The sequence below is a fragment of the Deltaproteobacteria bacterium genome, assembly GCA_021737785.1.
Lineage (GTDB): Bacteria > Desulfobacterota > DSM-4660 > Desulfatiglandales > Desulfatiglandaceae > AUK324.
Genome location: JAIPDI010000034.1, coordinates 33,232 through 58,557, shown reverse-complemented (window position 1 = coordinate 58,557; position 25,326 = coordinate 33,232). Strand labels below are relative to the sequence as shown.

At 52.9% G+C, this 25,326-nt stretch carries 18 protein-coding genes, 1 tRNA gene and 1 pseudogene; 11 read left to right on the top strand and 9 right to left on the bottom strand.

Annotated elements, in window-relative coordinates; all coding sequences use genetic code 11:
* A partial coding sequence (locus K9N21_16440) for a site-specific integrase (protein MCF8145504.1) occupies positions 1-449 on the top strand: 449 nt, incomplete at its 5' end.
* Between the two features lie 217 nt (positions 450-666).
* Here the strand turns inward: K9N21_16440 and K9N21_16435 are convergent.
* On the bottom strand, positions 667-1,062 hold the full coding sequence (locus K9N21_16435; protein MCF8145503.1) for a hypothetical protein: 396 nt from the start codon (positions 1,060-1,062) through the stop codon (positions 667-669).
* Between the two features lie 1,140 nt (positions 1,063-2,202).
* Here K9N21_16435 and K9N21_16430 point away from each other — a divergent pair.
* From K9N21_16430 to K9N21_16420, 3 genes and pseudogenes are all read left to right on the top strand, one after another.
* Positions 2,203-3,213 (top strand): DUF362 domain-containing protein, encoded by a 1,011-nt coding sequence (locus K9N21_16430; protein ID MCF8145502.1) that lies wholly within the window; start codon positions 2,203-2,205, stop codon positions 3,211-3,213.
* Between the two features lie 50 nt (positions 3,214-3,263).
* Positions 3,264-3,452, top strand: a complete 189-nt coding sequence (locus K9N21_16425; protein ID MCF8145501.1) for a hypothetical protein — start codon at positions 3,264-3,266, stop codon at positions 3,450-3,452.
* Between the two features lie 141 nt (positions 3,453-3,593).
* A pseudogene (locus K9N21_16420) lies at positions 3,594-3,743 on the top strand (transposase zinc-binding domain-containing protein).
* A gap of 60 nt (positions 3,744-3,803) precedes the next feature.
* Here K9N21_16420 and K9N21_16415 read toward each other — a convergent pair.
* Positions 3,804-4,985: a carbohydrate porin gene (locus tag K9N21_16415; GenBank protein ID MCF8145500.1), complete on the bottom strand. Its 1,182-nt coding sequence runs from the start codon at positions 4,983-4,985 to the stop codon at positions 3,804-3,806.
* 322 nt (positions 4,986-5,307) lie between these two features.
* Here K9N21_16415 and K9N21_16410 point away from each other — a divergent pair, with 322 nt between their 5' ends.
* From K9N21_16410 to K9N21_16400, 3 genes are all read left to right on the top strand, one after another.
* On the top strand, positions 5,308-6,609 hold the full coding sequence (locus tag K9N21_16410; protein ID MCF8145499.1) for an MFS transporter: 1,302 nt from the start codon (positions 5,308-5,310) through the stop codon (positions 6,607-6,609).
* A 254-nt stretch (positions 6,610-6,863) separates the two neighbouring features.
* A complete protein-coding gene (locus tag K9N21_16405) occupies positions 6,864-8,171 on the top strand; it encodes a carbon-nitrogen hydrolase family protein (protein ID MCF8145498.1) in 1,308 nt (435 codons plus the stop codon).
* Positions 8,172-8,429: 258 nt separating this feature from the next.
* Positions 8,430-9,875 carry a response regulator gene (locus K9N21_16400; GenBank protein MCF8145497.1) on the top strand — a complete coding sequence of 482 codons (1,446 nt, stop codon included), beginning with the start codon at positions 8,430-8,432 and terminating at the stop codon, positions 9,873-9,875.
* Positions 9,876-9,888: 13 nt separating this feature from the next.
* Here the strand turns inward: K9N21_16400 and K9N21_16395 are convergent, their stop codons facing one another.
* The 3 genes from K9N21_16395 to K9N21_16385 form a co-directional block, all read right to left on the bottom strand.
* Complete coding sequence (locus K9N21_16395) at positions 9,889-10,419, bottom strand: hypothetical protein (protein MCF8145496.1); 531 nt, start codon at positions 10,417-10,419, stop codon at positions 9,889-9,891.
* Between the two features lie 239 nt (positions 10,420-10,658).
* The gene (locus K9N21_16390) at positions 10,659-12,431 is read right to left on the bottom strand and encodes a response regulator (protein ID MCF8145495.1); all 1,773 of its coding nucleotides are present in this window, start codon (positions 12,429-12,431) and stop codon (positions 10,659-10,661) included.
* The gene (locus tag K9N21_16385) at positions 12,428-15,172 is read right to left on the bottom strand and encodes a PAS domain-containing protein (GenBank protein MCF8145494.1); all 2,745 of its coding nucleotides are present in this window, start codon (positions 15,170-15,172) and stop codon (positions 12,428-12,430) included. Before K9N21_16385 ends, K9N21_16390 begins: the two co-directional genes overlap by 4 nt.
* Positions 15,173-15,899: 727 nt before the next feature.
* On the opposite strand from K9N21_16385, the gene K9N21_16380 reads away from it, so the two are divergent.
* On the top strand, positions 15,900-16,529 hold the full coding sequence (locus K9N21_16380; GenBank protein ID MCF8145493.1) for a response regulator: 630 nt from the start codon (positions 15,900-15,902) through the stop codon (positions 16,527-16,529).
* A 14-nt stretch (positions 16,530-16,543) separates the two neighbouring features.
* Here K9N21_16380 and K9N21_16375 read toward each other — a convergent pair.
* Positions 16,544-16,628: transfer RNA gene (locus K9N21_16375), tRNA-Leu, on the bottom strand.
* Between the two features lie 291 nt (positions 16,629-16,919).
* Here K9N21_16375 and K9N21_16370 point away from each other — a divergent pair.
* From K9N21_16370 to topA, 3 genes are all read left to right on the top strand, one after another.
* Positions 16,920-17,939, top strand: coding sequence for a hypothetical protein (locus tag K9N21_16370; GenBank protein ID MCF8145492.1), 1,020 nt, complete (start codon positions 16,920-16,922; stop codon positions 17,937-17,939).
* A 366-nt stretch (positions 17,940-18,305) separates the two neighbouring features.
* The gene (gene dprA / locus K9N21_16365; GenBank protein ID MCF8145491.1) at positions 18,306-19,415 is read left to right on the top strand and encodes a DNA-processing protein DprA; all 1,110 of its coding nucleotides are present in this window, start codon (positions 18,306-18,308) and stop codon (positions 19,413-19,415) included.
* 117 nt (positions 19,416-19,532) lie between these two features.
* Positions 19,533-21,803, top strand: coding sequence for a type I DNA topoisomerase (topA, locus tag K9N21_16360; protein ID MCF8145490.1), 2,271 nt, complete (start codon positions 19,533-19,535; stop codon positions 21,801-21,803).
* A 202-nt stretch (positions 21,804-22,005) separates the two neighbouring features.
* On the opposite strand, the gene K9N21_16355 is transcribed toward topA, so the two are convergent.
* The 3 genes from K9N21_16355 to K9N21_16345 all read right to left on the bottom strand — a co-directional run bounded on the left by K9N21_16355 (position 22,006) and on the right by K9N21_16345 (position 24,876).
* On the bottom strand, positions 22,006-23,274 hold the full coding sequence (locus K9N21_16355) for a C39 family peptidase (GenBank protein ID MCF8145489.1): 1,269 nt from the start codon (positions 23,272-23,274) through the stop codon (positions 22,006-22,008).
* 62 nt (positions 23,275-23,336) lie between these two features.
* Complete coding sequence (locus K9N21_16350) at positions 23,337-23,909, bottom strand: hypothetical protein (protein MCF8145488.1); 573 nt, start codon at positions 23,907-23,909, stop codon at positions 23,337-23,339.
* Positions 23,910-24,177: 268 nt separating this feature from the next.
* Positions 24,178-24,876, bottom strand: a complete 699-nt coding sequence (locus K9N21_16345) for a hypothetical protein (protein MCF8145487.1) — start codon at positions 24,874-24,876, stop codon at positions 24,178-24,180.
* Between the last annotated feature and the right edge of the window lie 450 nt (positions 24,877-25,326).

Below are 25,326 nucleotides of genomic sequence, written 5' to 3'. Positions count from 1 at the left end.
GTCTCATGCTTGAACTGATGGCCAGAGGCGGGATGAGGGTTGGTGAAGTCCTGAAACTCAGGGCGATGGACGTCCATGACCGGAAACTGACGCTGAGGGACCCGAAAAGCGGCAAAGAACGGGAGTATGTTTTCATCCCGCAGAAAGTGGCTGACCGGCTCAAGGAATACATCCGGGACAACGGGATTCAGCCGGATCAGAGAATTTTTCCTTTGTCCTACGAGGCCACACGGAGCATGGTCAAGAAGGCTGGCGAAAGGGTCGGGATTCGGCTCAGGCCACATGATCTCAGACGGCATGCTGCGACATATGCCTCCCGGTCAGGCGTTCCCATCGAGATTGTGTCAAAAGTCATCTTACGGCACGCGAATCTGTCAACCACTCAAATTTACTTGGGAAAAGTGCCTGATACCGAGGCCATGAGATGGATCGAGAATATCTATGCGTAACGTGATCGGGCTGGGGTGGAGGTATAGAAAACCTTCACCCCGGCAACCATTTTAATGCTATGTATCTTACCGATATTAATCGTCTTTTATCGACTGAGACATGGCAGTTATGTCACGTTTTCGGTGGTGATGAAACCGTGACATATCCAGATGGTAACTCCTGTGAAACATGAAGCTTCGCCGACACATTCCGCACCATTTTATCTTTTTTCTAATCCTATGCGACACTTCTCTGCTGATAACCCATCTGGTCACCAACGGAAATCCTTTCCACCAGCTCGTCTATTTTCCTCTGAAGAATGGTATAATCAGATATCTTGAGAAAGCCCTCATCGCACAATTGGCGATAAATATTTCGGCTGAGTTTATTCAAAGGGCAAACGATAGCCTTAATATGAGGCTGGATTGATTTTATTGCTTTTAACAGTTCTTCCTCGCACTTTGCCGGAAGACTTTCATCAATCATGGCCAGCTCTATATCATTGTCCCGGGCAATATTCTCGGCTTCTCTGCAGCTGGAGGCCACAAAAACCTGATGCCCATCCTCGAAAAGGACCTCACGATACAAGGAAGCCAGATGGGGGTAGCTCTCTACGATTAGTATTTTTGACATGAGGGCACCACCTTTCTCTCCCGCTCAACAAGGAGGCGTTAACGCAGTATTTAAAGAACAGCTGTCGGACTCAAGCAGAAATCTTGCCAAGCTTTTCCGGAATATTTCAAGTAACAAGTTCTGTATGTGTATCTCCTCGTCTCGGTTGTAAAATCAATATAATTTCGGGTTTGCTCCAACCAGTAACCCCTTTGATCCTCTTTATCTTAAAATAATCATCACGGGAGTATTGTCTATTATCATTTAGATGGCCACAGCGTGGCTTTGGACCTTCATGGTCCTGTCGATGAGGCCATCTATTTCGATATCGCAAGCCTAATCTTTACCATAGCCTTATTTCCATTGATGAGCGGTGAAAGGCCCTCTGGTTGCGTTGGAGCAGCGATTTCCCCAATCACACCGGCATAACCTACTGTCTCATAAGGTATATCCGACTGATATTCCATAATATTTACCTTACAAACGCTGATATGGCAGATATGTCACGTTTTGGGCGGTGCTGAATCTGTGAGTTATCCAGATGGTAACTCCTGGGGGTACACAATGTTTGACCCACCTTGCCATGACCCCAGCCAGGCGCTCATAGTAATCAAACAAAGTCCTCTGCCTGTCCCGACTCAAACGGTTTGCAGTTGCCTGCGGCCTATGGTAAATTATTTACAGAATCCAATCCATATCTGATTGGTGCCTTTATGATATATTGGTTCTGCAGGCTCGTCAGATGCAATAGTTTAAGCGCCGGTTTATCTTGGGAGTTCGGGACAGACCCTTCACTCATAACTGATGTCTGGGTCGGTATCTGATAGAGGACCTCTACGAATGCGCCAAAGAACACCCCATTTGACGTGATCATCATTGGCTCCGGGCCCGGGGGCCGCGTCGGCAACTCATGAACTGAGCAGATTCGGGAAACGAATCTTGATATTAGAGAGGGGATCTGGAGATAAGATCAAACGCACTCCTCTTCAAGGCGCATCATTAGAGATGATCTCTTGGCAGGGCCTCATGGGCGTTCTGACGGCCAGTGATGAACGCCAGGAAAGGCCTATGAGCGGCATCCAGGTGAAGTCCACCACGCGATTATGATGATATGACAGACAAAATTTCCATGAAATACTCTTTGGATAAGGACTTGGCATCATGTCGGATGTTGCCTTGGTAAGGGGTGATGATCGGCGGCGGAATATCCTCAGGGCTCTTGAGCTTATAGAGGGGCAGATCCGCTTAGGGGAACGCATTGTGGTCAAACCTAACATGGTTTCGGTGACCAAGCCCCTGTCTGGGACCCATCCCGAAGCCCTCGATGCGGTGTTGGAATTTATCCGCCAGCGTACGGACAGGGAGATTGTGGTGGCTGAAGGCTCTGCCCATGCCGATTCAATAAAAGGGTTTGAGGTTTATGGACTGGCCAAGGTGGCCAAGCGTTATGGGGCGCGGTTGGTGGAGCTTAACCGGGACCGTTGGGTTGAAGTCAAAGTTGTAAATAGGGACTTGCAGCCCATAACACTGCGCTTTGCCCAAACCGTAGCGGAAAGCGATTGTCGCATCTCCCTGACCCCGATGAAGACCCACGATGCGGTAATCGTCACTTTATCGTTAAAAAATCTGGTGATGGGCAGTCTGATAAGCCGGGGGATAGCAAATCTGGATAGGCTGTCGCACAGGCTGAGCCACTGGGTTCGGCCAAAGAATGCCGTATATCCCCGAGGCATGGGCTGGGTAGTAAAATATATTCTGCGAAGCGACAAGGTAACCATGCATCAAACCTACCCCACCTTGAATTACAATCTCTTTCTCATCGCCAGAAGTTTTCCCCCTCACCTGGCAATTCTGGACGGTTTCACGGCCATGGAAGGGCCGGGGCCAACACAGGGAAAACCAGTGGATCTCCGTCTCGCAGTGGCTTCAACTGATTTCATAGCCGCTGACAGCATTGGCACTCGCATTATGGGTTTCGACCCCCTGGAAGTAGGCTATCTCCACCACGCCATCGCGGGCGGCCTGGGTGAGGGTCCATTGGATCGAATAAAGATTCTGGGGGAGCTGCTGGAAGATTGCATTCGCCCATTCGAGCCTCATCCCAACTACCGACGCCAGCGGGACTGGAAACACCCCGGGGTGGAGGAACTGCGTACCTCACTGGTGACATAGGTTCGATTCAATAAATGGATTGATGTTGTCAAGAATAAGGAGAACGCCTGATGTCTTCGAACGACTGCGAAAAATGTAGCTTTAGGGCAAAATATGACAATAATTCCAAATCAATTTTAGGCCGGTTATGGAAATGGCACATTAGTTGGTGTCCCGGATGGAAAAGGTATATGGAATCTCTTCCTGATGATGAAAGGTCTGCATTGGCTGAAAAGTATGATTTAAAAAAATACAAATAGTCAGTACGTATCCTCGCTCGATCTTGCCTATCAGGGGCTGATGCAGGGCGATACTATCAGTGTGTTGAGGATAACTTTGAGGTGCTGGAGCAGGTCTATGGCGAGCGGTTCGCTACCCAGCACGGGTTTTTCCGGCCCTATGTGAAACAGGTGATCTACCGTTTCCTGGACTGCGGCATCAACCATAACGGCTTCGCGAGGGTCAAATGCGAAGACTGCGGGCACGAATATTTATTGGGGTTTTCATGCAAGCGCCGCCATTTCTGTCCATCCCGCCACCAGAAACGGGTGGCTAGGCTTTCCGCTGCCATAGCATCGGAGAGGAATTCATATTTGTTTGACGCCGATGCGCTAAAAGCGGAACTCACCCCGCAGCATGGCGGCAAAGATGGCGGTTTCATCATTGTTTCCCAAAGGATTCATGACATACTGGAGGTCCGGGGAGATGAAGAAGTGCTTGGAGAGCCGAATCCGATAATAGGTTTCCAGGTGTATCTCCGTTCCCTGATGGGGCGTGTCCGGGTTGGCCTTGAGACCTGATATGCCGAAACCGAAAATATCGGCTTCCCGTCCCGGCAGGAGGCCGGTGACGCGGGTCCCGGCCGACCAGAACCAGGGCGTTTCATAGACGTCCCGGTTCTGATATGCCAGGCGGGCGAACACACCGAAATCGGGGGCGACGTATTGGTCGACGCTCATGCCGATTCCCCATCCTTTTTCGTATCCTGGCGCGGCGAGTCTGGGGTGATCATAGGATTTGACCCAGCCATAGAGCCGATAGTGCCCGCCGAGGCCCTGTATGCCGGGGGTGAAGGCGGCCTGTCCTGCCACAAAGGGACCTTTCAGCATCTGCTCCCACACGCTTTTTGCGGCCACGTTATCATTCATGGGATGGGAAGACGACTGGCCGAGCAACAGCAGGTGGAGGTCCTTTGACGGGGTCCCGCCGACGGCGATGAACGGGGCATATTCATCTTCATCATCCAGAACAGGGTTGTCCACCAGCGGCTGACCGATGAACTGAGTCCTCGAATCATTGGCAAAGGCATTGAGGTCTAAAAAGGTTTCGCCATCTGTTTTCCCAAAGACGACAAATGCCTGGTCCCCATCAAATGTGTGGGAATAGTAAAGCTTCTGCAGTCGGAGGCGGCCATTGTCCTTATCGCCCACATTGGTTTCCAGAAGATTGGCCAGAACAATGCCTTCCTGAGCCAGATCCACCCGGTTGTTTGTGTACCGCAGCCTCACATGAAGGGTCCCCTGGGCGGTCGGCTTCCAGACGCCGATGAGCTGGGGAGAAATGCACGCGGTAAAATTTTCTTTGTGCCCCTGATTTTCTAATGTGGCATTGGCATACTGCTGATAATAGCCGACCACGCTGCCATGAAAGGTGACGGTTTCGCTGAGATATTGCTCCAGGCTTTGAGGAAAGCATACGTCCCATTTCTCAAAACCTCGATTCTCTTCCCCGGACTGTGCAAACGATAAGGAACCGGCTGTTAAATGCAGCAATATACCGCACAGCGCCATCATAAGAAGGCGGCGTATCCTGCTCAAGCGCCGGTTGCTTATGTATGAATGGCGGGATATCAGTTGGGCGTATTCGGTGCGGCTGGATGGGTTTTGCTCTAAGAATCGTCCGACTGAGAGATTGTTCATGATAAAAAAGGGCATGATTTGAAAAAGACATAGAGAAATAACTCCGCTGAGTCAAGGAAAAAGACATAATCAGAATTTTTGGCCGGCTTACCTTCCAGAATATGCCCGCCCGATTTGACTTTGCCGGTGTTTTCACATATGGTCCGTCAACCAATCAAAAACAGACGCCGTAAATACCTTAACCGGGAGGCTGCACATGACCACGATGGCCAAAAAGTATGGTCACGGATCCATTCTGGCATGGTTTATCTGGGCAATCGCGACGGGATATTTTTTCTGGGACTATCTGCAGCAGGTGGCGCCGGGCGCCATGGGTCCCTACTGGCTGAAGGCATTTCATATCGATAATGCCACGCTGGGCGTCATCGCCGGTTTCTATTTTTATTCTTACGGAATTATGCAGATCCCGGTGGGATTGATCGGGGACCATTTCGGTCCGCATCGCCCGCTCATCGCCGCCGCATGCGTGGCGGTTGCCGGCAACATTCTCCTCGCTCTGGCCAGCGACCCTCTGTCCGCTGAAATGGCCCGCCTGATGATCGGCGCAGGGACCGCATTCTCATTTGTATCCTGTCTCAAACTCATTTCCAACTGGTTTCCACATCGATATTTCGGCACACTGGTTGGATTGACCTCTCTCATCGGCATGATCGGCGGCATCAGCGGCGAGGCCCCCCTTTCCGCTGCAGTCGGCGCATTTGGGTGGCGCATGACCATCTGGATCCTGGCGGCTGTCGGGGTCGGACTGGCGCTGCTGATCGTTTTTGTGGTGCGGGACCACCCGGCCAATGCTACCCGGTGGGAAGACCATCCTGCCAAGAGCCGTGGCGGGCACAAGACTCTCTCCGACCTCAAGCACGTATTCCTGAGCGGACAAACCTGGATGTGCGGCGCCTATGTATCCGGGATGAATGCCATCTACTTTGTATTCGGGGCCCTCTGGGGGGCGGATTTTTTTGTGCAGTATTATGATATTACCAAGGTTCAGGCCGAGGGGGCCATGTCCATGCTTTTTGTGGGCGGCATTCCAGGCAGTTTCTTTTTTGGGTGGTTTTCAGACAAGATCGGACAGCGCAAGATGCCGATGCTGGGGGCGGGCATTATTGCGGTGGCGGTCCTCTCTTTTGTCATCTACGGACCCCGCATGCCCTTATCCGTGCTCTATGCGCTGCTGATCGTTCAGGGTTTCATGTGCAGCGCCTATGTCGTGGCCTTTGCACTGGGAAATGATGTGCGGCCTCCGGGGTCGGCAGGCATTTCCGTGGGGTTCATCAACACCTGCTCGGTGGCCAGCAGCGCCATTTTTCAGCCGGGAGTGGGGACGATTCTCGATTCATTAGGCGGGGAAACGTCCGCCACTGTGGGCGAATATCAAATTGCCCTGAGCACCATGGTCGGTTTGGTGGTGATGGCCCTGCTTGTGGCCGTTTTTTCGAAGGAGACCCATTGCCGACCCCTGTATGAGAATGGGGATACGAACAGCTCTGATGCGCAATGAGTCATTGCCTTATGCTATAGTCTTTCAGAATAATAATTTCCGCGTTGTTGGGTTACTCTGGATTGAGAGCAAAGGGAAGATTTCGTCTCTGCTTGGACCGTATGTCGCAGATCGAGAACTCAAGTCTCCTAAGCCGCTCCACCCAACCTACATCGCTAGGGAAAGGTTTTCATTATCGTCCGTCTGCATCATTCCTGAAACCCGAAACCTGAAATCTGAAACCTGGCCGTCAACGGCTACAAAGAAGGAGCGTCATGGAGAAAGCGGTCCCGATATCTGAAAAAGAAACGACGCAAGCAGCGCCATTGCGAACGCATAAACATCTGCTGTATGCGCTCATGGCAGGCGCTCTGGCACTTGGTTTCCTTTTCCAACCGGTCGTCCTGGCCGGGACAGGCGGCATCGTCGTCGTTGAGAGGATTTGTTCCAGTAAATCCGATGGCCTGAATCTGGCCATTGCCAATATTCACAATGTCGTTTCCAACACCCGGAAGGGCATCGAGGCCGGGGAAAGCATTGAAAAGAACAAGACCCGCATTCTCAACCTGGTGGACATGGCCAAAGCAAAAGGGGCCAACATGATCCTTTTCCCGGAGTTTTCCCTCACCGGGTACTTCTGGTCGGATCCCGACTGGAAAAAGGAAGAGAAGGCGGAGCGGGAACTGATGAAGGGTTTCAGACAGGCGGTGAGGAAACGGGACCCGCATCGAGAACTTTTTGAGGCCTACAATCCCAAAGGGTATGCCCCCTGCTGGGCCTATATGAACAAAGGAGCGCTCGACAATCACAAGGAATGGCTCAAGCAGTTGAAAGGGAAACTGGATGACACCCTGCAATATGTCATCTTCAATGCTCTCCGAAGGGACCCGGAGTCTCCGTCTCAGGTTGCCGGCCCTGACAACAAGCTGCTGAACTCGACCTATGTGGTGGACAAAAATTTCAATTGCGACGATCTATCCGAGAACGAGACCGCCCGCATTTATGACAAGACCTTTCTGCCCGGCATCGAGAATGTCTATGAAAAATCGGGGCGGGACGACGTCTTGGTGATTGACACCCCCTGGGGCCGTTTCGGATTCACCACGTGCTACGACATGTGCTTCAGTCAGCTTTATGAAACCTATGGGATGAAGAACCGGGTGGACGGCGTGATCGAGCTGGCCAGCTGGCGGGGGCCTGCGGTTCGGGCCTATCCCATGATGAACGTCCGAACGGATGAATACTACGGCTATCAGTGGAACCTCATGGCCGCGGCCCGTGCCGCCACCAATCAGATCTGGATGATTGCCTGCAATTCCGTGGGGCTGCAGCGCAACGGAAATTATGTTTTCTGGGGGAGTTCAGGTATTTGGGCGCCTTCAGGCATTCCTCTGTTTCAGGCCTCCAACTCCGAACAACAGTTGTGCATGCTGCATCAGGTGGATATCCGCTACGAAGTGGAAAGCGAGACCCATGCCTTTGACTTTTACAACAGCTTCAAGAAGATCTACCGGCCCATTTTAGGGATGCGCGCATTTACCCGGATGGAACCGAAGCCCGCTGTTGGCGAAGACAAGCAATGACGCGCCATTGCTCATGTTGTCCAGTCGTAAGCGTCAGACCAACCCATCCGGCGCTGGGTTGCAGGACAGGGTATGGGATAGAGGCTCGGAGAGATAGATCCTGGGCCTACGTTCCTTGACAATCGATTTTGAGGGGAGACTGACGATTACCGAGGTTGGACGATCAGCCCTTGCGCATCTTTTGGAACAGGCTGCCACTGATCCGGAAGAAGTTCCCGAAGTCGTTCAGGCCGTGAGTTGATCGGGAAATCGGCTGAGGTGCTCCAAGGGATTTCTGTTGAAAAACACGCGAAGTCATTCGATGTTTTCCACTCCGATGGGATTACTCCCGCTAACAATGAGGAACTACCTCTTACACGTGCGACCCAAAATGGTGAGGTGGTTAGAGAGGAAGAGTGGGTGCTCAGAAGACCCGACGGGACAAGGTTCCCTATACTTTGCACCGCTGCGCCGATTCGAGATTCGCAGGGGAATATCACAGGCGGAGTAATAGGGTGGCAGGACATCACCGAGCGCAAACGGGCGGAGGAAAACCTGCGGAAACTCAATGAAACCCTGGAACAGCAGGTGGTCGAGCGTACCGATCTGGCAGAGTCCCGGGCCAAGCAGTTGCAGGCGCTGGTATCGGAGCTCACAATTGCCGAACAGCGGGAGCGGCGGCGTTTAGCTGAAATTCTTCACGATCACCTTCAGCAGATTCTGGTAGGGGCCAAGGTCAATTGCGAAGTTTTATCCACCAATATCAATCCGGAAAATAAGCAGATCGCTGAAAATGTTATGAATCTCATCAACCAGTCTATTCAAACTTCCCGTACTTTGACTGCCGAACTGTCTCCACCGATCTTACAGCAAAACAGCCTTTCCGCCATACTGCAATGGCTTGCCCGCTGGATGAAAGAAACCCATGGCATGACCGTCGAAATGCAAACAGATCTTTCTTTAGATCCTCATAAGGAAGAGACCACCATACATTTATTTCAATCCGTCCGTGAACTGCTTTTCAATGCGGTCAAGCACGCCGGAGTCAAATCGGCACGGGTTAAAATGGCTTTAGATGACGAGAACCATCTCCGTGTTACAGTAAAAGATCATGGACTCGGATTCGATCCTGATACGATCTGGGAAAAGGCACGGGCCGGATCGGGATTCGGCCTTTTCAGTATCTACGAGAGACTGAAACTTATGGGCGGGAGTTTTGAAATCAAAAGCTCACCGGGGAACGGAACTGTTTTTTCGCTGATTGTTCCGGTGGATACAAGCCCGGAAAAAGATGACAACCGCATCCGGGAAATTACCACTCAGGTCAAAAAAGTAAAATCCGGAGACAAAATCCGGGTCCTCCTTGTCGATGACCACACGGTTGTCCGCCAGGGACTCGCCACCTTGCTTACGTTGCAATCCGATATCGAGATTGTCGGCGAAGCGGCAGATGGAATGGAGGCGGTTATAAAAGCGAGGGATCTTCAACCCGACGTGATAGTGCTGGACATCAGCATGCCGAAGATGGACGGAGTCGAGGCTACCCGGATTATACTTTCCGAGTTTCCACACATCCGCATCATCGGACTATCAATGCATGACAAACAGGACCAGGCCGATCAAATGATTGAAGCCGGGGCGTCCGCCTATTGCACCAAGGATGGTGATACCAATAAGCTATTATCTGAAGTTCGCGCAACGGGGGGGAGAGAAATAGACGCATGAAAATGATTTAATTTTAAGGAATTTCAGATATTGAATATCTGCTATGAATCTGGTAATATCCTGACTCAGGCATCTCCATCCAAGATTTTAGGCAGGGGGTTTCATCAACTTTTCTGTATTTGAGCGGGAACTCCATCTTCTTGCCGGAACGAACCCACAAAGCTAATATCCACTCACCTTCTCCGTCCGGCAGCATATCGCATTGCTGAATCGTCATATGAATGGCATAGGAAGAATCGGAGAAGTCCTCAAACAAAAGCTCGATGGCATCTGAAACGCCTCTCTGGACACATGGACCCCGGAAGAGGATCACATAGCTGACATCCTTTAACTCCTTCAGGGGCCCCTTCTGATTGCCGGGAATCAAAAGGCGGACGCAACCGGCATAGGTTGAAAGATAGTAATAGCCATTTTCGGCATATTCCGAATCAAAAAAGTTCGTTCTGAGTAGGTCGGGGCCGTTATTTATGATTTCGAGAATGGGGGTCATGTCAAATTGTCTCTCGCTCGATTCGCTTGGAGTTGGTGAACGGTTGAATGCCAATATTTCACATTTACTGAACTCATTTATAGGCCATCGGCCTCTAAAATGGCAATCTTACTTCCTTTCTGTGAAACGGAATAAGCCCTTCTGGGCGGTACGTCGTTATTCGGAAATAGCCTCTAGACAAAAAACTCTTTGTGTCTTAGTGGCTTTGGGTGAGATTTCCGGTTGCGGCTGTTGGGTTGCGGCAGGGATGGGATACCCCATAAACCGGATGTGGGAAAAGCCGGAAAATAGAATCAGTGAACCGGATTCGGGGTGACTCCCATTTGCTTTTCGGGAAAATTTTGTCGAATGGCAGTCAGGAGGGCTTCCAAGCGGTCGCTTTTGGTAATGAAAGCCACCGCTCCCGCATCCCGCATGGCCTTTGCTACCTCGTCATCTTCATACATGGAAAGTCCTATGATTTTGATGTGAGGTAACTCGGAATGGATTTTCCTTGTGGCCTCGAGGCCGTTCATCCCGGGCATTTTGACATCCATCAGGATTACGTGGGGGTTAAGCATGCGCGCCGTTTGAACGGCTTCGTTACCATCTCCGGCTTCACCTACCACTTCGATATCCGGGACCTTTTCGAGAAAGGAGGAGACCCCCTGCCGCACCGTCACATGATCGTCCACCAGCAAGACGCGGATTTTGTGATTTACAGCGATCGGGCCGGTCGCCGGCCCATCTGAAGGAACGGCAGGATTCTCCGGGGGTTTTTCGGGCGATCGGGTGATATCATAGGGGACGCTCAGGCTGATTTTCGAGCCGGCACCGGGCGAACTATCGATTTCCAGGCTCCCGCCAAGCAGATTCAGCCTCTCCCGAATGCTGAAAAGACCGAACCGGTTCTCTTCGCCTGCCGCATTCAGCATTTTCCCGGGATCGAATCCTACTCCACGGTCACTTATGGTGATCCTCAGCCGGTTGTTTTCATCCTTTTCCGTCGACAACCTGATGTGGGTCGAAGAGGTGCCGGCATGTTTGACCGTATTAAAAAGAAGTTCACGGGCCGCTTCAAACAGGAGAACCTTAAGATCCTCCCGCTCAACTTGAATGCCGGGATCGATATTGGTTTCTACTTTTATCTGAAATGATTCCTGAATCGTTCGGGCCAGCCATTCCAGCCCCGGGGCCAGACCGCGCTCATAAAGGATGTAAGGTGCCATCTGTGTGCTCAGGGAACGGGCGATTTTCAGGGATTCCATGATCAGATCGTGAATCTGTTCCAGGGCCTCACCGTGACTGTTTCCGGATTTGGTTTCCAGGATTTCCAAACGCATCTTGGCCCCTACAAGCAGTTGCTGGAGATGGTCGTGAATAATTACCGCAAGACGGCGGCGTTCCCGCTGCTCGGCCAGGGTCAGTTCGGATGACAACCGGGCAAGCTGTTCGGCCCTCTGTTTGAGTTCGGCCGTCCGTTCCTCCACCCGCTGCTCCAGTTCATCACGTGCCTGCTTAAGCCCTTCCTCCGCCTCTTTCTCCCGGGTGATATCCATCATTGCAATATGCCAGAACAAAGAGCCGTCACTGCTGTTCCGGTCCGCCTTCACCTCCATGCGGACATATATCAGAGTGTTATCTTCCCTTTTCAGGCGTAGCTCGCAGGAGGCATTTTCCCCGAATTCACTTACCTTTTTCAGGCAGGAATGATACACGACCTGATCTTCGGGGATTATTCGCGTGATGAAAGCCCTCCCCACCGGAGGGGTGCGGGGACCGCCGATCATATCGTATGCCCCCTGGTTAATCAGCGAGATCAATCCCTTGTGATTTATGATAACGTACCCGACCGGGGATGTATTAAAAAGCTGGGAATATTCGTTTCGAGACTGCTCCAGGTCCCTTTGCATCCGCCGGAGTTCTTCGTTCTGAAGCTCGAGTTCCACCTGGTGGACCTCCAGTTCGTGGATCAGACGGAGGAGATCGAGATCCGCGGTTTTCAGGGGCTCCCCGTCTCCCCGTTCCATCAGGATCTCTTCGGCCCGTTCTCTAAGCTCGTTAAACTTGGATTCTCTTCCCGTCATTTTGAGACACTCCCTGAAATCTTTTCTTCAATTTCCGCCTGGGCCTTCTTCTGTGCATCGATGTTGAAAAAGGTGGCCACGGCCCCGTCGATGACGTGTTCCCTGGTGCGATATACCATTATCCGCATCCGGTACCAGTGACCGTCCCTGGTCCGGACGTCGTCCTCCACGGGGGTGAGGGTTTCCAGCACCTGATGAATCTTTTCAGTGAACCGGTCGCACTCCAGATTGTGGGAGATGTGGTCGATGGGCCGGCCCACATCCGAGTCGATGAGGTTGATCAGTTTTGCGGCCTCATTGGTAAACCGCTTGACCCTGAGATCCCTGTCCAGAAAGAGGATGGCGATGTGCGTGCTGTCCAGAACAGCGGTGATGGTGCCGTAGGATTCGGCAAGTTCCTGGATCTTGCTGTGGAGTTCGCTGTTGACGGTGGAAAGCTCTTCATTGAGCGACTGGAGTTCCTCCCTCGATGATTCGAGTTCCTCGTTTGTGCTCTGAAGCTCTTCGTTGGAGGAGTGGAGTTCCTCATTCACCGATCTGAGTTCCTCGTTGGAACTCTCCAGCTCTTCCAGCGATCCTTGGTACTGCTCCTGGACCCTTGACAGCTCGCGTTCGAGTTCGATCACATGGCCGTTTCGGTCGCCCGTCCGATGTTTCCCCGCCGCTTCGATCTCCTTTTCAGACAGGCTTTCGCAATCTTCGAAGACGATCATGAAGGTGTTCTTCAGTGCAGGCGGTTGGGAAAGGGGCGTTACAATGAGATTCAGGTACTGAAAATCGCCGTTCGTCCTGACCCTCAGATTTTCCTGCCGTGCCTCCTCACCGGATGAGGCCGCCTTTCGCAGGGCGGAGGAGAGGGCAAAGCGGAGTCCTTCCCGGCTCATCTCCAGGATCCCGAGGCTCGGCTTTCCCTCGGGCTGCTCCAGGTATTTTCCGGTGCGGCCGTGGACATGGAGGATATTTCCGTCCCGGTCCACCACCACCGAGGCCGGGGTGTGTCTCTGGAGCAGCACCCTCTCGGCAGCCTGGGCGATTCCAATCCCCTGATCAGCCCTGGTGTCCCCCCCGATCCGGGCCGATTCCAGATGATACGTCCTGGTGGGGAATTCCACCATTGGACGAAAGCCGCTGTTGACGTCTTTTTTGCGGTAGAGGCTCTGCTTTTTGTTTATCGGTTCAAACAGGTCGCCGAAGCGGCCCACGCTCTCGGATGTCCCCAGAAAAAGAACCCCTCCGGACCTGAGAGTATAGTGGAAGAGGGGGATCAGCTTTTGCTGTGCCTCGGCCTCCAGGTAGATCAGAAGGTTTCTGCAGACCAGGAGATCGAGGTTTGAAAACGGAGGATCGCTCAACACATTCTGAACGGCAAATATGATGGACTCCCGGATATCTTTTCTGACCCGGTAAAGATGATCTTCTTTTACAAAGAACCGGCTCAGCCGCTCGGGGCTCACATCCGTTGCAATGTTTTCGACATAGACCCCTGCCCGGGCCTTTTCAATCGCCTTCTTGTCCAGGTCGGTGGCAAAGATCTGCATCCGCTGGCTTATATCCAGCTCCTCTATGGTCTCCTGTACGATCATGGCCACGGAATATGCCTCTTCCCCTGTGGAGCAGCCGGGGATCCAGATCCGCAGGGTCTGCCCTTTGCCGGCCCGGCCGACAAGGTCCGGCAGGACCTCTTCTCTCAGAAAGGCAAAGGCCTCCGGGTCCCGGAAAAAGTTGGTCACATTGATCAGCAAATCCTCGAAGAGGATCTCCACCTCCTGGGGGTTTCTATGAAGAAAACTCAGATACTCGGAACCGTTTTGGGACCGGGTGATGCTCATCCGCCGCTCTATCCGTCTGATCAGGGTGCTCTTCTTGTAAAGCGAAAAATCGTGCCTGGTGCGGTTGGCCAGAAAGGAGAGGATCTTCTGAAGCTCCTTTGGCGGCGCATCTTTGCCTTTACTCTCAGATTCGATCCTCCCCGGGTGTTCAAAATACCGGATCAGCTCTTTGGCTATTTCCTCCGGGGCCAGGACAAAATCCACCAGCCCGGTGTCGATCGCACTCCGGGGCATACCGGAATGACGGGCCGATTCGGGGTTCTGGGAGACCACCACCCCGGCCTTTTCCTTGATGATCCGGAGTCCCTGGGTGCCGTCGGTTCCGGTGCCGGACAGGATGATGCAGCCGGAACGCTCGCCCCGGTCTTCTGCAAGGGATCTCAGAAAGCGGTCGATCGGCATGTGAAGCGCGTCTCTTCTTTGCCGCGCCTCCAGGCAAAAAGCCCCGCTCTTGACAATCAGGTCTTTGTCGGAAGGCGGCACATAGGCCGTATCGGGCCGGATCTCCATCCCTTCTTCTATGGACAGGACCGGTATCTGTGATTTACGCCTCAGGATCTCCGGCAGCAGGCTGACCCTTGCGGGATCGGTGTGGGAGATGATCACAAAGGCCATGCCGCTCTTTTCCGGCACGTTGGACAAGAGCGTCTCCAGGGCCTCGAGCCCCCCGGCAGAGGCCCCGATGCCGATGACCGGGAACAGGTCATCCGTCTCTTCCCTGTGGGCGTCTTCCTTTTCCGGATCTTTCTCCACAGGGAGATCGGGGAGGCCGGTTGAAGGGGGAGCTTGATTCTCCTGCCGGGTCTGTTTTTCCTCGCGCTCGGCAGCCGCCTGGTCCGGATGCTTTTTCCCCTCCCCAGCGGCCTTTTTCTGCCGGTCTTTGCCGGTATCGCCGGTCTTTTTTCGGACCATTACGATCTCCTGTACTTGTGTTTCTCTCTTTAGACTCACACCCCGGTGAAACAAGACCAAAAAAGGGTTTCACAGGGCAGGCGGAGGCCACCCCGAGTGAAACGACACAGAAAAGGTTTCACGGGGCAAAGAACACAGAGAGAAGCGCATGTTTCAGTTTCTTTAGAAAATAATCCTTTGTGTGCTTTGTGTCTTTGTTTACCCCGTACCTTCGGAAAATGGTACTGGGGTGTGAGATATTTCTGTTGCGGTATCCCATTTAGTGACTTTGTGTGAGGATTTTCCTGGACTCCGATCCCCGCAAGTTCGGGAAAATCCAGCTCCCGTACTTGCGGGGATCGCGTCCGGCATGACAAAGATGTCGCTACTATTTCGAGACAGCAATATGAAACTGTGGACCCCGTCCCGCCATTCGGCGGGATTCAACGGGGTGCTTTTTATAAATGAATCGGATTTTAATGAAAATTTGAAATATTGTCAAAACTTAAGATGAAATTAATCGGAGGCAATCAAGACCGGATCAGTCCTTCCCCACTTATGTATGGGGGTGGCCCGTGCCGGGAAAATCGAGGAGTTTGTGTGCCGGCCTATACGGTATCGAATGCCGGTCCCTGTTTTGTTTCACCGTCTGCAAGGGAGGCGGCAAGCGCGCCAGATAGAATGAATTTTCGTAATGTGGTGGAGTGCTATTGTCAAGCACGCTGGAGTTAAATCGGCACGGGTTGAAATGGCGTCGGATGCCGAAAACCATCTCCGCATAACCGTAACAGATCATGGACTCGGATGCGATCCGGATGTGGTCCGGGAAAAGGCTAAGGCAGGCCAAGGATTTGGTCTATTCAGCATCCGCGAGCGGCTGGAAATGATGGACGGGAGATTTGAAATCAAAAGCTCACCTGGAAATGGGGCTGTTTTTTCGCTAACCGTTCCGGTGGATACAGGACCGGAAGAACGCGAAATCCGCGTCCGGGAAGTAATTGCCAATTTCAAGAGGGAAAAGACCGGTGACAGCATCCGGGTTCTTCTGGTTGACGGCCATACGGTTGTTCGTCAGGGACCCTCCACCATGCTCACCCTGCACTCCGATATCGATATCGTCGGCGAAGCGGCAGATAGAATGGAGGCAATTGAAAAAACCAGGGAGGTTGAACCCGATGTGATCCTGATGGACATCAGCATGCCCAAGATGGATGGCATCGAAGCAACGAAAATCATCCATTCGGAGCTGCCTTATATTCGAATTATCGGCCGATCAATGCATAAAAGAAAGCCTGCTTTGAAAACCAGACCGCTGCAAAAACCGTTACAATCGGCAATTTTGGTGAAAATGCGTTACAACAGGGAGGCATGTAAGTGATTGATATTCTTGATTGGTGCGAGAGGGGGGACTCGAACCCCCACGGGTTACCCCACTGGATCCTAAGTCCAGCGCGTCTACCAGTTCCGCCACTCTCGCCAAATAGGATTGTCGGTCCTTTTTAGGCAATTACGCTCCAGATGTCAACCATCTTGCAAGCCGATTTCCGACCGCGGTTCATGCGGCTTGACAAACAGATCCACTGCCTTGTATGCTCGACCCGCCCCCATGTGGAATATATTCGAAACCGGGTGAGGCATGACCGCGGGATGGAGAAAACTCACCAGCCACATCATGCGTTACGGTTATTTCCGTGGCTCCCATTTCGGGGATTCATCGGGGAAAGCATCTGTTTGGGAATGCGCTGATTTCTCGATCGAGGAGAAGACATTGAACACGCACACGCACGCCATCCGCCTATTGATCGGCGCAGGCATTGTTTTTCTTCATCTGCTCCTCCCGGGCGGGCTCTCGGCACAGTCCGTTCCCCACCCGTCGGGAATGGACCGGGGATCGCAGAATCCGTCCGGAACAGGTATTGACGTCTCGGAATTCACCCAGATGGATGCCCTCGGATTTCTCTCACCTGGAAAGCTGAAACCCTGGGGACGCCTCTTTTCAGATGAAACCGAAAGGATTCTTCTGGCCCGGGGGGATACGGTATATGTGACCTTTGAAAAAGGACATGCGATCAAACCGGGAGACCTCTATACGGTGTTCAACAGCTCGTCCCAGATCGACCATCCCCTTACCGGAAGAGACCTGGGATATGTCATCTCATTTCTGGGGAGGGTTGTTCTGAAAACAGAGGTCACCCCCTTATTATACAAGGCGGAAATTGTGGAATGCTACAAGCCGATGCAGATGGGGGATCCTGTAATCCCTTTTCAACCGGTATCTCCCTGCATCCAGCTCTCCAGCCTTGAACAGGAAGCGCCGGACAAATTAGAGGCCTCTAAAATAGCGGTGGTCGCCGCCAAGGATATGAGCCAGGTGATGGGTCAGCTATCCGTTCTCTACATGAATCATGGCCACAAACACGGCGTTCAGCGAGGCAATCTGTTTCAGATTGTGGGCCGCGGGCAACCTGATCAGCCCAAAGAGCCGTCCCTTCCGGATCAGGTGCTGGGATATCTCCTTGTCCTGGAGTCCAGACCGAGCACCTCCACAGGGCTGGTGATTACGGCAAAAAGAGAATTTTATCGCGGCACCCGGCTCAAGGGCATCGATTTAAAGCATGATCTCAGAGAGCTCTTGATTCATTATGGCCTGGATTATAATGACGCAGATCTTGAAAATCACCCGCTGCATGTTCTGAACCGGCTGACAGAGGAAATCGGTTCTCAAACCGATCTGCCCGAGGCATTCCTTATCTTGTCAAAAATGCCGAAATGCTCATTAGATAGATAGGTTGCTACAAAATTCAGAAAACCCTTGACGAATTCACGTACGCCTGTTTTATACTCCCGCCATCCCGACACCTTTGAGAACCATCGGGTTTGCCCGTTGACGCATCCGAAAAATGGACATGCATGTACACTCCGATGCCCCGGGGAGATTCTATGCATCAGCGCCGCCGCAGGTTCGTCTGGGGAGTTTGTTGAGGCTGTTTGTCCGGTTCGTTGATTCACTGGGGTCATGGTTCAAAGGGCGGGCATTCCCGCTGACGGGTTTTCAACCGGCAACACGGATCAGCGGCCGTTGAATACAGGCGGAAAGCGCACAATCACCTGCCGCATCCGAGTAACCGGCAACCGAGAGGACTGATTTCAGACCATGAGCACGTCGCAGGAAAACAGACTGGCGTGGCTGGCCCTCTACATGATTCCGGGCCTGGGCAATGCCGTGATAAAAAGGCTGATCGAGACATATGGCGATCCGGAAACGGTCTTCCAGGCAGATACCCCAGACCTGATGCGGATAGAAGGGATGCGCAGGGATATTGCCGCAAAAATCAAGCACCGGGCACTTGACACGAAGGCCGAAGGTGAAATAAGAAAGGCCGAAGAGGTCAATGCCAGGATTCTCGTCTACAGTGACCCGTCATATCCTGTATTCCTAAGAGAGATCTACAACCCTCCCATGGTATTGTACATCAGGGGTAAAGAGATCCCGCTGCAAAAGACGTTGATCAGCGTGGTGGGATCGAGGAACCCGACACACTACGGCCGGAAGGCGGCGGAAAAAATCGCCTCGGGCCTGGCCTTGAGGGGCGCAGGCGTGGTCAGCGGACTGGCCAAGGGGATCGATGCTGCCGCTCACAATGGGTGTCTCATGGGAAAGGGGTTTACCATAGGGGTTTTGGGGACGGGTATTGATGTGGTGTATCCGGAGTCCAACAGGGCGCTGTTCGAGCGAATAGAGGAAAATGGCGCCATTGTGTCGGAATTTCCCATAGGGACCCCGCCCGAGCCCAGGAATTTTCCCATCCGCAACCGGATTATCAGCGGACTGAGCAGGGGAACGGTGGTAGTGGAGGCCACCCGGAACAGCGGGTCCCTGATCACCGCATCCTCAGCCTTGGAACAGGGCCGGGAGGTATTCGCCGTGCCCGGCAGTATCGATTCTTTCAAGAGCACCGGCTCCCATTTTCTGATCAAGCAGGGGGCCAAGTTGATTGAAAACGCCGATGACATATTGGCCGAATTCGGATTTTTGGGAAGATCGGACGCGGAAAAACCCGTTCCTAAAAATCCTGATGGGACATTGCGGGAGATGACCGAATTCGAGAAAAAAATTTATGAGATCATCGGAGATTATCCCGTGCACATGGACGACATTGTAAGGATGGGGAACATGGATGCGGGGAAGGTGGCAGGCATCCTGATGAAAATGGAGTTGGAAGGGATCGTGAGACAGCTTCCCGGCAGGATGTTTGTGCGATGACAGATGGCGGGAGATAGGATCTCTTTCCTGCCCCTTGCGACCCGTGCCCTGCGTCTTTTTGTAACTCAAACAACTCAATAAACTCAGTGAACTCATAAACTGCAACGGATAACAAGGATGTCAAAAAAATTACTCATCATTGAATCGCCCGCCAAGGCCAGAACCATTAAGAAGTATCTGGGACCTGACTTCAAGATCATGGCCTCTGTCGGACATGTGAAAGATCTTCCCGTCAGCAAGTTGGGGGTGGATATTGAAAACGGCTTCACCCCCGAATACGCTACCATCAAAGGGAAAGGTAAGATCCTGAAAGAATTGAAGACTGCCGGAAACGATGCCGAAGCCATATACCTGGCCCCCGACCCTGACAGGGAAGGAGAGGCGATCGCCTGGCACATTGCCGATGAGCTGAAAAAGGGCACGGGCCACCGAGACAAGCGGATATTCCGGGTCCTTTTTAACGAACTCACCGCAAAGGCCATCCGAGAGGCCGTTGCTTCACCACAGGAACTTGACAGAAATAAGTTTGATTCTCAGCAGGCCAGGAGGATACTGGATCGTCTGGTGGGCTATCAGATATCCCCGCTTCTCTGGAAACGGGTGAAGGGGGGTCTGAGCGCCGGCCGGGTTCAGTCCGTGGCCGTCAAGATGATCTGCGACAGGGAGCGTGAGATCCAGGCCTTCGATCCCCAGGAATACTGGTCCCTCACGGCGCACCTGCAATCGAGCGAGCCCCCCCCTTTTGAGGCCAGATTCTTTAAGTACGGCGGAAAAAAGATGGATCTGCAAAAGGAGGAGGAGACGCTCAAGATTGTCTCGGAAGTAAAGGACCTTCCATTCAAGGTCTCACAGGTAACCAAGAAAAAAACCCGCAAGAATGCCCCCCCGCCTTTCACCACCAGTCTTCTTCAGCAGGAGGCCTTCCGTCGATTGCGTTTTTCTGCAAAAAGGACCATGTCCGTGGCACAGGCCCTTTATGAGGGGATGGATCTGGGAGCCCGGGGCCAGGTGGGGCTCATTACCTATATGCGAACAGATTCTTTCCGGCTTTCGGATGACGCTGTTTCAGAGGCCCGCACCTTGATTCAAAAAAACTTCGGCAAAGATTACCTCCCGGAAACGCCGAACCGGTTCAAGAGCCGTAAGGGGGCCCAGGAAGCCCATGAAGCCATCCGACCCACCTCTGCAGAGCTTGAGCCCGGAAGTGTGGCCACCTATCTATCGAAAGATCAGCTGGCCCTCTATACCCTTATCTGGAAGCGCTTTGTGGCCTGTCAGATGAACCCGGCCATCTTGGACAAGACCCAGGCCGAGATCCATGCAGGGAAGGCAGCCTTCAGGGCAAATGGATCAATAATGGTGTTTCCGGGGTTTACGACCCTTTATCAGGAGGGCATGGACAACGCCGGGGATGAAAAAAACGGAGAAGCGCAACTTCCTCCGTTGGAGAAAGATCAGATCCTTACCCTCATTAAACTGGATCCGGCCCAGCATTTTACTCAACCCCCGCCCCGGTTTACAGAAGCGACGCTCATCAGGGCGTTGGAGGAAAACGGGATCGGCAGGCCCTCCACCTATGCGGCCATTCTGGCCAATATCAGCGGGAGGGAGTACGTATCCATAGAAAAGGGGCGCTTCAGGCCGACGGAACTGGGACTTTTGGTAACGGATCTCCTGGTGGCGAGTTTCCCCGATGTCATGGATATGGCATTTACGGCCCAGATGGAGAACAATCTGGACAGGATAGAACAGGGTAAAACCCGATGGACCGACATCCTGGAGCGCTTTTACAGCTCCTTTGAAAAGGACCTGGAAAAGGCGCAAAATGAGATGAAGGGGGAGGTCATGACCGATATCATGTGCCGGAAATGCCATCGGCCCATGGCCATCAAATCAGGGCGAAACGGCATCTTCCTGGCCTGCACCGGATATCCTGAATGCAGAAACACCGCCAATTTTACCCGGGATGAAAAGGGCCGGATAATCCTCGAAACCCCTGCCGAGACAGGCAAGGAGGAAGGCGTCTGTGAAAAGTGCGGCAGGCCCATGGTGATGAAGAACGGGAAATACGGGTCGTTTGTGGCATGCTCCGGATATCCTGAATGTAAGAACATCTGGACCCCGGCGCCGGTGAACACGGGCGTGCCGTGCCCTGAAACGGACTGTCAGGGGATGCTGGTGGAAAAGACATCCAAGAAGGGAAAGAAATTTTATGCCTGCAACAGGTATCCGGACTGCACCTTTGCTACCTGGGATGAACCCTATAACGATACCTGTCCCACCTGCGGAACCCCGGTGTTGAGCATCAGGCACAAAAAAAGCGGCGAGTCGGTCCTGGTCTGCCGGAAAAAGGGGTGTGGGTATCAGAGACCGTTAGAAAAGGATTGAAGAATTCTGGAATTCAGGGATTGAGGCATTCTGGAATACTGGAATCGGTATCTGTGCAGATGCACCGGTCTTTGCCTGAATGATGGCCGTCAGGCCCGGGAGTGTTGATTGGGTCTCCCACGCCCTGCGTGGGAGACCGGGTCTGGAGAAGAAAAACGAGCGGGAAACGGGTTCGTCCCGCCTCTGCCTGGGGTGGGGTCGATCAATTCATAATAAAATACAAGAGATTGGAATAATCACTGCGTCCAGCGCTGTTGTACGCCTGGACAGCCACGTAGAAGGCGGCTCCCCTCCAGAGCTCGACTGAAAACCACGTCTGGGTCCCCATATCAAAGCTTCCGATTGTCTCAGGACCGGTATAGGGATACGGGGCGTAAGAGACGATATACCCGGCTGCCTCGGGCACGGAATTCCATAAACCCACAACCGTGGTTCCATAGACCGACAGCATCAATGCCGGCGCCGCAGGCGGAACCGGGGCAATCGGAGCCAGCCGGAGCACACTCACGCCGAAATGCGGCATGCCTAAATAGACGCCTCCCCAGGTCATTGCGTGGTCGCTGTAGTCCCATGTATCATGGAAGAAAACAGTCGATGTGACATCGTCATATCCATGTCCTAACACGGTGTGACCTTCAAGATGCAACATAACAGGCCGGCCGGCGTCAATTTCAGCCTTGTAATCAGCAAAGGCATACCCTTGGGTATTACCGTTATAGCCGTAAATATACTGGGAAAAATTCCCCGAGGCCTGTACGGCGTATCCCCTGGATTCGACAAAAAGCCGCAGACCGTGGCAGCCGTCCCGTTTGGCCGGTTCAGAGGCGGTATAATCATAGAGAGGGGCACCGTTGGGATAAAACCAGAATCTCGTGAATCCATCCTCGTTATCAAATGAAGACTGGTTGGTTCCCATAAAATCGGCTGTGCATTCGCCATGGGGATGCTCTGCCCAGTTACCGATAAACGGGTCCGGCCCCGGATCGCCCGTGTTTATCCAGTAATCATCCACATGTCCATTGACGGTTCGATTGTCAAGACCCAGGCGTGTGGCGCTGAGGGGACATAATGCCCGTGTCTCCCCGTTAATTGCCACGGTACCCCATACGGCGTTCGTCATTGGGAACACGCCCCCATTTGTGGGGCCTGCGTACATATTGGGATACCCCGCGTTGTCATAATGGCCGAACATCATGGCGGCGGACGTGGCAGAGCACCCGAAAACCCAGGTCAGCGCAGGCACATTGGCAATAATGTTCGTCCCAGCGGCGACATTTGATTCCAGAACCCATGCAACCTGATCATTGAAGCCTTCCGGGGGACTCGGCCGGCCCGGGACAATGACCTCATCGATAAGGTTTCCATCCTCGATAACCCTGTTCACAACATACGGGTTGGGTGAGCGGATGCCGTACGGATTTAAGGGTATTTTTCCCGTAGCAAAATCGTCTGCAAGCGCCGGAAAAATCAAGACACAACATGCCGGAATAAAAACGGTTAAACAAAAAAGAATATTTTTTAAGGTCTTAGCCATCATTCACTCCCTTTGTCTGGGCTTGAGTTGATTAACGCCCTGATTAACCCGATGAATTCGTCTTCTGATCCCACATGGGGCAATACATCGTCGGCGAATCTGAAATAAAGCGCCTTAATGCCGTCAGTCTCTATCAGAAATTCACACAGGTGTTTGTCATAGGTGCCGGAGCCGAGGGGCGTATATCCGCAGGTCCCTTTGATATCCTTCAGAAATACGATGATTCGGCCGCCTTGCGCATATCTTCCATGGTAACGACTCGGCCCCGCCCTCAGGCCGACAACAGCCTTTTCCGGTGCATTGTTATTTTTTGCCAACCGCTCAGGAGGAGGCTTAAGCAGCGAATCAGGAGCCGGGTAGGTTTCTTCGATCATGATAGGGCTGCCTGAAAGCACATCGCCTTTCAGCGGCATTTCCACGCTCAAGGCAGCCGATACGGTCTTTCTTCTTTCTCCCCCCTTTGTACATTCGGTTTCCATGAGCCCGGTAACCGTTCCCACGGCAATAAGATCGGCCTCTGAGATCAGGCATCTCAACTTGGGGATATTCAAAGGTTCCGGAGGAGGTTGCATAGGATACCCTGCTTCAGCAATAAAAATAAATAGAACGCCCCACAGCAACGCTGAGGCTGACCACCTTGCTTTTCTGCGTATACTGAATAACACCAATCGCATGCAACAATCCCAAGGCGGCCCAACGGCCGCAACTAAAAAGATATGGCGCAAAGCCCAAGAATGTTCTGGAGGCGCGCGGGGGTCTTAAGCCCTAAGATAAAACATCTCGGCATATTGTCCAGCAACGGGCGATTACAGACATGGCGTCCAACCGGATGTTCGACGTTCATTTTTTTGTCTGCTTCCGCATCCTTCTGGCCGCCTCCTTCCATCCTTTTTGCTTTTTTCCCTTTGTCTTCCGATAAAGATCTGGGTCCCTGGAGGAATCCAGGATAAAGGTCCCCGGGGTGGGAGACGGCGGTGCTTTGAAAGGCTTCTGGGTGGATTTGTCTTTCTCTTTTCGATCCTCCAGCACCTCTTTGGGCACCGGGGGACCGGCAATGAATCGGGCCGGAATATCCGGACTCAAAAAGAGGTCCCCGAACAAATAGAACAAAGTCCGCTTCTCCACTGCCGCCTCTGCCAGGATCTCCAGAACCACCGGGTCCGGATCTCGCCGGCGCCCGATCTTCACGGCCATATCCCTGTTGGGTGAAAGCACCAGAGGCCTGCCTTCGGGACCTTTCAGACCCTTTTCCACGGCCACGGAATGCGCCCTTCGCCGGATGGCCGTAAAGAGGATCCTGGGCGGGGACAAGTGCGGGTGATGGAGATCCAGCTCCCACCGGCATTCCATTGACCGGATGCGATCGCTCTCGGATTGAAAGTGCGTTCTGTCACTCCCCATGAGGATCTCGTTGATATGGGATCGGCGCACATACCGCCACTCCGCTTCATCGTGAAGGGCCTGGAGCAGTTCCTTTAGGGCGACAAATCCTTCCCTGTCAGGAACCAGGCCGAACTCATCCGGTCTGTGTCCCAGCACATAAACGAGAAAGCGACTCAGGCCCTCTGTTCGTATCTGTTGATGTCGTCTGCCCAGGGTACCCCCTCCCTTTTGATTTACTTCAACGCCTCTCTTATCCGCCTGTCACAATGCCCCTGCGCCTATTCTTCCGGCCCGCATCGGCCGACGATGAACCCCCTGACTGGTGCCTTTGTGAGGAGATATCATCCCTTATTGTTGTCTAAATTTATAAAAAGGATACCTCATCGCTTTGAGAAATTCAACGGCAATATGTCAGCCTTTGGTGAATGAAGGCAGCTCCTGAGAGGGGTCGGAAACAAGCAGCTCGACAGAGGCGTGGAGATCGTGTACTAATTGGAAAATGGTAATCAACATGACCAAAGGGACATCCGCCATGAAAAACGGAATCAAGGCCCTGGCCGCCGTCTCCCCCATGCGTGTCGGCCGTTGGGTGAGTCCCGGGTGGCC

Coding starts and splice junctions, on each gene's coding strand:
- K9N21_16435 (MCF8145503.1), bottom strand. CDS start 1,062: ATGTCAAAAATACTAATCGTAGAGAGCTACCCCCATCTGGCTTCCTTG.
- K9N21_16430 (MCF8145502.1), top strand. CDS start 2,203: ATGTCGGATGTTGCCTTGGTAAGGGGTGATGATCGGCGGCGGAATATC.
- K9N21_16425 (MCF8145501.1), top strand. CDS start 3,264: ATGTCTTCGAACGACTGCGAAAAATGTAGCTTTAGGGCAAAATATGAC.
- K9N21_16415 (MCF8145500.1), bottom strand. CDS start 4,985: ATGATGGCGCTGTGCGGTATATTGCTGCATTTAACAGCCGGTTCCTTA.
- K9N21_16410 (MCF8145499.1), top strand. CDS start 5,308: ATGACCACGATGGCCAAAAAGTATGGTCACGGATCCATTCTGGCATGG.
- K9N21_16405 (MCF8145498.1), top strand. CDS start 6,864: ATGGAGAAAGCGGTCCCGATATCTGAAAAAGAAACGACGCAAGCAGCG.
- K9N21_16390 (MCF8145495.1), bottom strand. CDS start 12,431: ATGACGGGAAGAGAATCCAAGTTTAACGAGCTTAGAGAACGGGCCGAA.
- K9N21_16385 (MCF8145494.1), bottom strand. CDS start 15,172: ATGGTCCGAAAAAAGACCGGCGATACCGGCAAAGACCGGCAGAAAAAG.
- K9N21_16380 (MCF8145493.1), top strand. CDS start 15,900: ATGGCGTCGGATGCCGAAAACCATCTCCGCATAACCGTAACAGATCAT.
- dprA (MCF8145491.1), top strand. CDS start 18,306: ATGAGCACGTCGCAGGAAAACAGACTGGCGTGGCTGGCCCTCTACATG.
- topA (MCF8145490.1), top strand. CDS start 19,533: ATGTCAAAAAAATTACTCATCATTGAATCGCCCGCCAAGGCCAGAACC.
- K9N21_16350 (MCF8145488.1), bottom strand. CDS start 23,909: ATGCAACCTCCTCCGGAACCTTTGAATATCCCCAAGTTGAGATGCCTG.